The following is a 5309-nucleotide window of genomic DNA, read 5'->3' on the forward strand; positions in this document are numbered from 1 at the left end:
CAAACACCTCCTTTCTACATTGTTATTAATCATTTCAGCAGCAACGCTTTTTTTGTTTGTGTGCTACTGGATGTTTTTAATTGATAATAATAAATTCCCGATGATAAATTACTTGCATTCCAATTAATCGTGTAGATACCTGGGTTTTTTATTTCATTTAAGAGTGTTTTTATTTCCCTACCCAGAATGTCATATACAACAATTGTTACTAAATCCCTTTTTGATATTTCATACTTAATACTTGTACTTGGATTAAATGGGTTAGGGTAATTCTGGTATAATTTAACTGACTGAGGTATAGTTGTGTACGGATCATCTTTTATGTCGCTTAGACCTGATGCTTTGAATATGTCCGCATATAAACGTAAACGACCTTGGTTATCAGTTCCTGTTTTACTCCAAATAAAATCTTTCTTTCCATCATTATTAAAATCATAAAACTGTATGCTTGTTTTTGCGTTATCTCTTCTGAAATACCAAAGATAATAAGAATTATCAGCGTTAGATTTAAATATATACAAATCCGCACCGCTTAGAATTACAAGCTCTAATTTATTGTCATTATCTAGATCAACCGTCATATATGTTGGCTCATCGAGAGAGCCACCCTGGGGAATATAGGTTGTAATATGTCTGCAGATTACCAATTATTTTTTTATTTTTACTAATTAGTACTAACTGTATTACTCACTGACAAGAATATAATTTATCTCCGGTTAAATGTCAAATTTATTGTGGGAAATTTACTAATTATTGCGACTTATCACCATTTAAGCACTTAATTGAGCATGTAATATCAGATTATAGTTAGTCATGAATATACTTTTAAAAAGCTTGCCTTATGTGAGATTGCCGGTAAAGGCAACTGAGCGTTTGCTTCTCTCTGTTTTTTTAACGACATTTTTATAAATGCCAAAACTATTTGTCGACATAGCAGTACCCGTAGCTGTTGACCAGCTATTTACTTACAACGTTCCCGATGCTTTACAAAGTCAAATTAAAATTGGTGTAAGAGTAGTGGCTCCATTCGGTAACAAGACCGTTATCGGTTTTGTTGTGAACAAATTAAAAAGCACTACTGTCCCACGCCTCAAAGACATTCATGACATATTGGATCCCGAACCGATAATCTCGGAAGAAATGCTGAAACTTACACATTGGATTTCAGAATACTATTTTGCTCCTTGGGGCGAAGTACTTAAAGCTGCATTGCCTCAAAAAACATTTTCAACTTCCCATAAAATTGTAACGCTGTTAGAAATAGATATCGAAAAAGCTTTTTCGAAAACCAGAGGCGCTCCAAAACAAACTGAAGTTCTAAAACTACTTTTTGAAAAACGAGAAATCAGCGTTGAACATATTCAAAAAAAACTCTTTATCAAAAACGTTCATTCCATAATAAACGAATTAGCTAACAAGGGTTTAGTAAACATTTCAGAACAATTCGTTACTCATACTATCAAGCCAAAACTTGAAAAAATAATTCATATAACAGAAAGCTCAAAACAAAAGTGGATCACATTTTTAGAAGCATCGCAAAACAACAAACGAATTTCAAAACAAATTAGTATTGTTCAATTGTTAAATAAATTTCCGTTAGGTTCGGTAATAACGGTTGGCGACTTATTAAAACAAACGGGAGCTACTTTAACATCGCTGAAAAGTATTGAAAACGCTGGCGTTTTGTTGATATCTGAAAGGGAAGTAAATCGCGGAATTAAATACGAATCACAACCTGATATGAACCAGCAGATAATTTTAAATCAACATCAAAATGAGGCGCTCGATAATATTCGGGAAGCAATGGCACGCAACGAGTTTCAAACTTTTTTATTGTACGGAATTACGGGCAGCGGTAAAACCCAAATTTATATTGAGGCGATTCGTAAAGCGCTGGATGACGGGAAAAGTGCAATCGTATTGGTACCAGAAATTTCGCTGACACCGCAAACGGTTTCGCGGTTTCAAATGCACTTCGGCGATAAAGTTGCTGTACTACACAGCAGGATGTCGCTTGCCGAACGACAGGATGTGTGGCGTTTATCAAAAAGCGGACACTACTCAATTGTTATAGGCCCGCGATCGGCAATATTTTCACCGTTAAAAAATTTAAAATTAATTGTTGTAGATGAAGAACACGAGTCATCATATAAACAATACGACCAAACACCCCGTTACAACGCGCGGGAAGTTGCAATAATGAGGGGTGTGAACAATAATGCTGTTGTAGTACTCGGTTCGGCGACTCCGTCAATTGAAAGTTACCACAATGCAACAAGCGGTAAGTACAAACTGATTGAGCTTCCCGAACGGGTTGATAACGCAAAGCTTCCTGAGATAGAAATTGTTGATATGACTATTGAGCGACAGATAGTAGTAGAAAAATTTCGTGCAGAGAGGAAAGCAGAGTTCGCAAAAGACCCGGTCGCGGCACGACTCTCTAAACGAAAACCTGAATTCAGTTCGATATCAGAAATTCTGAAAGCTCAAATTCAGAACCGTTTAGATAAAAAGGAGGGAATTATTCTTCTACAAAACCGCCGCGGGTTTTCTTCCCTATTAGAATGTTTGGAATGCGGATATGTTGCAATGTGCGAAAATTGTAACATTACACTTACATTTCACATCATTAAAAAACATCTGCGTTGTCATTACTGCGGCTTCATAAAAAACCCGCCCGAAGTTTGTCCTCACTGCAATTCGACCGACCTTAGTTACAAAGGATTCGGAACTCAGCGTGTTGAAGAAGAACTTCAGAAATTTTTCCCGGCAGCATCAATCGTAAGAATGGATTTGGATACAACATCCCAAAAAGGTTCGCACGATAAAATTTTAAGTCGCTTCTCAAGAGGCGAAATTGATATTTTACTCGGTACTCAAATGGTTGCCAAAGGATTGGATTTTTCGCACGTTACATTAGTGGGAGTAATAAGCGCCGACACGCAAATGTTATTACCCGATTTCCGTTCTGCCGAAAGAACATTCCAGCTTCTTACTCAAGTAGCAGGAAGAGCTGGACGTAGTGGATTGATGAAGGGAGAAGTTATAATACAAACCTACCAACCAAAACATTATACACTAAAACATGTATTAACACACGATTATTTAGGATTTTTCAGCGAAGAAATAAAAGGACGGGTTGAATTAAAATATCCTCCTTTTTCCAGGATGGCGTTAATTGAGATAAAGGGTGAAGATGAAAGCGATGTAATACGGCAGTCGAATAAGTTGTTTCAATTGTTTAAAAACGAGAAAACTAAGCTGATATATTTAGGACCCTCCGAAGCTGCAATTTCGAAATTGAACAAGCAATACCGCTGGCATATTTTGCTGAAAGATTTGAAGAGCAACGACCCGTCGGGAAAAATACTTCGTGAAGTTTTAACCTCAGTTATGCAGAAGTTTCATCAATCAGACTTCAAAAAAAGTAAAGATGTAAAAATTATCGTGGATGTGGATCCGGTTGGGATGATGTAAAATCTGCACGATAACTACCGAGGACCTATAAATTTATCACCGTTAAAGTGGATCATATGATCTGGGTGTTCCATAATCCAAACTTCAGTCTCCCAAGCTAACTGAGTAGTGTGCCGTTTAAATTCAACAAAATCTGGAAAGGCTGAAATATAAACTTTACCAGCTTTACAATTTATTAAGAGTTGTTCGAGTTCGATTATACGTTTAGGCGTAACGGGTCCATGCGATGTTACAGCCTCAATAAGGAATAACCAATTTCTATTCGGATCATATATAACAACATCTGGTAGTTTGCTATGTTGATCTATTGGTATACCCAATTTTTTAAGAACATTGTGATCCATATGAAGATCTTTTTTCGCTGTATCACCGAGATATAGAAGGATTGAATCTTTTGCAAAACGGGACGCGAATTGATTCACAATAGCAACTTGAACTTGATTATGCTTTCCCGGTGAAAGATGGATAATTTTACCATTAGAAAACTTCAATGGAATTAAGGTCATATCTCGATCTTTAACATACCGCTTTTTAAGTTCACCAACATCATTTTAAAAAATTTCAACTGAAACTCGCCACTTCTTTGTTCCAAAAGTTTTTATGAATTCCAAAACTTGCTTTGAGATAGCATAGTGTGCATTTGGACTGTTAACAGGAAGATTTGGATTGTCGGGATTATAATCAGCAATCCTTGCTTGCACAAATTGGTGTAAGACTTGCCGCCTAATTGTTTCGCGAGTATTAGGAGCATAACGCCTCTTATAGTATTTTGCTATAAATGCCATTACACCTTTAGTAACTTTTAAACTTATTCGCTGAGCATCTTTCCAATTACTATTGTTCTTGATAGAACAGAGGGCAAGCAAAGTAAGAGCAGAAATTTCGTTTTGTTGAGACTTAGGCAATCCGAGTTCTTTAAGGATGATTTGTGCTTCTTCAATTTTAGTCATAAGCGAAATATAATTTCTTTTCTAATTCAAAATATTGTTCTATTATTTCATCGACCGCCGGTTGTGTAAAATTATTTTTTATTATAATTGCGTTACCGATTTGCCTGATTGTTTCAATTGGTGGCATTGGCATATCTCTTAATTCAGTAGCACTAACGTTAACATTGCCGTTAAATGTTCGAAAATAGGTATCAAACAAATTACTATTCAACAACGCTGAAATTCCCAAGATTTCATTACGATCAAGATGTCCACCGGGCCGATATATGTAATTCAGATGATTCTCAACTCCAATTAGATCAGCATCAACAGCTTCCGCAAAGTATGGTGTCGCTATAAGTCTGCTTTTATCGTCTTTGGCGCTAAACCGGCGAAGAAAGATGTAATTTTTATTTGGTACTAGTAAAGGCAAAGACTTATCACAAACCTGAATATACTCACCCTTGCCAATTTTATTGATCGGCCAGGTTAATTTCATTTTGGATGTATTGTGCATCCAGAACAAAGGGGCAAGAGAAAGTCCCGGCTTAGTTTGAGTATGTATGAAACTGTTAGCCCTGAATGAAACAACTGGTCCAGTAGAAATCTGAATATTGAAAGCGTTAAGACTTCCTCGCCATAATTTAAAAAGATGAACGACCTTCCTATCATATTCTGACGTTGGCAAATGAAGTATCCTCTGATATGAATTAGCATCCATTAATTCATCAAGATAATATTCTCTTGTTTGTCGCTGGCTTATATCTTTGAGACCTTGCGAGAAAGACAGTATAACTTTTTGACGATATTTATTATGGGCGGTTCCAAAAATTGACTTATTGAATACTTTTTTTTTGTATATTTAAGAAAATGAATGAATCAACAGAAAATAATATGAATATG

General features: G+C 36.1%; 5 protein-coding genes. 1 reads left to right on the forward strand and 4 read right to left on the reverse strand.

Features of this window, described 5'->3' with window-relative positions; translation table 11 throughout:
- Positions 1-29: 29 nt before the first annotated feature.
- Positions 30-581, reverse strand: a complete 552-nt coding sequence (locus QME58_13930) for a T9SS type A sorting domain-containing protein (GenBank protein MDI6804914.1) — start codon at positions 579-581, stop codon at positions 30-32.
- Between the two features lie 328 nt (positions 582-909).
- Between QME58_13930 and priA the strand changes: the two genes are divergently transcribed.
- The gene (gene priA / locus QME58_13935; protein ID MDI6804915.1) at positions 910-3477 is read left to right on the forward strand and encodes a primosomal protein N'; all 2568 of its coding nucleotides are present in this window, start codon (positions 910-912) and stop codon (positions 3475-3477) included.
- Between the two features lie 14 nt (positions 3478-3491).
- Here priA and QME58_13940 read toward each other — a convergent pair whose 3' ends face one another.
- From QME58_13940 to QME58_13950, 3 genes are read right to left on the reverse strand one after another with little or no spacing between them, the layout of a single operon-like run.
- Positions 3492-3983, reverse strand: a complete 492-nt coding sequence (locus tag QME58_13940) for a BsuBI/PstI family type II restriction endonuclease (protein ID MDI6804916.1) — start codon at positions 3981-3983, stop codon at positions 3492-3494.
- A 45-nt stretch (positions 3984-4028) separates the two neighbouring features.
- The gene (locus QME58_13945; GenBank protein ID MDI6804917.1) at positions 4029-4427 is read right to left on the reverse strand and encodes a hypothetical protein; all 399 of its coding nucleotides are present in this window, start codon (positions 4425-4427) and stop codon (positions 4029-4031) included.
- The gene (locus tag QME58_13950; protein MDI6804918.1) at positions 4420-5127 is read right to left on the reverse strand and encodes a hypothetical protein; all 708 of its coding nucleotides are present in this window, start codon (positions 5125-5127) and stop codon (positions 4420-4422) included. The genes QME58_13945 and QME58_13950 overlap by 8 nt, the downstream gene beginning before the upstream one ends.
- Between the last annotated feature and the right edge of the window lie 182 nt (positions 5128-5309).

The organism is Bacteroidota bacterium, assembly GCA_030017895.1.
Lineage (GTDB): Bacteria > Bacteroidota > Ignavibacteria > UBA10030 > BY39 > JASEGV01.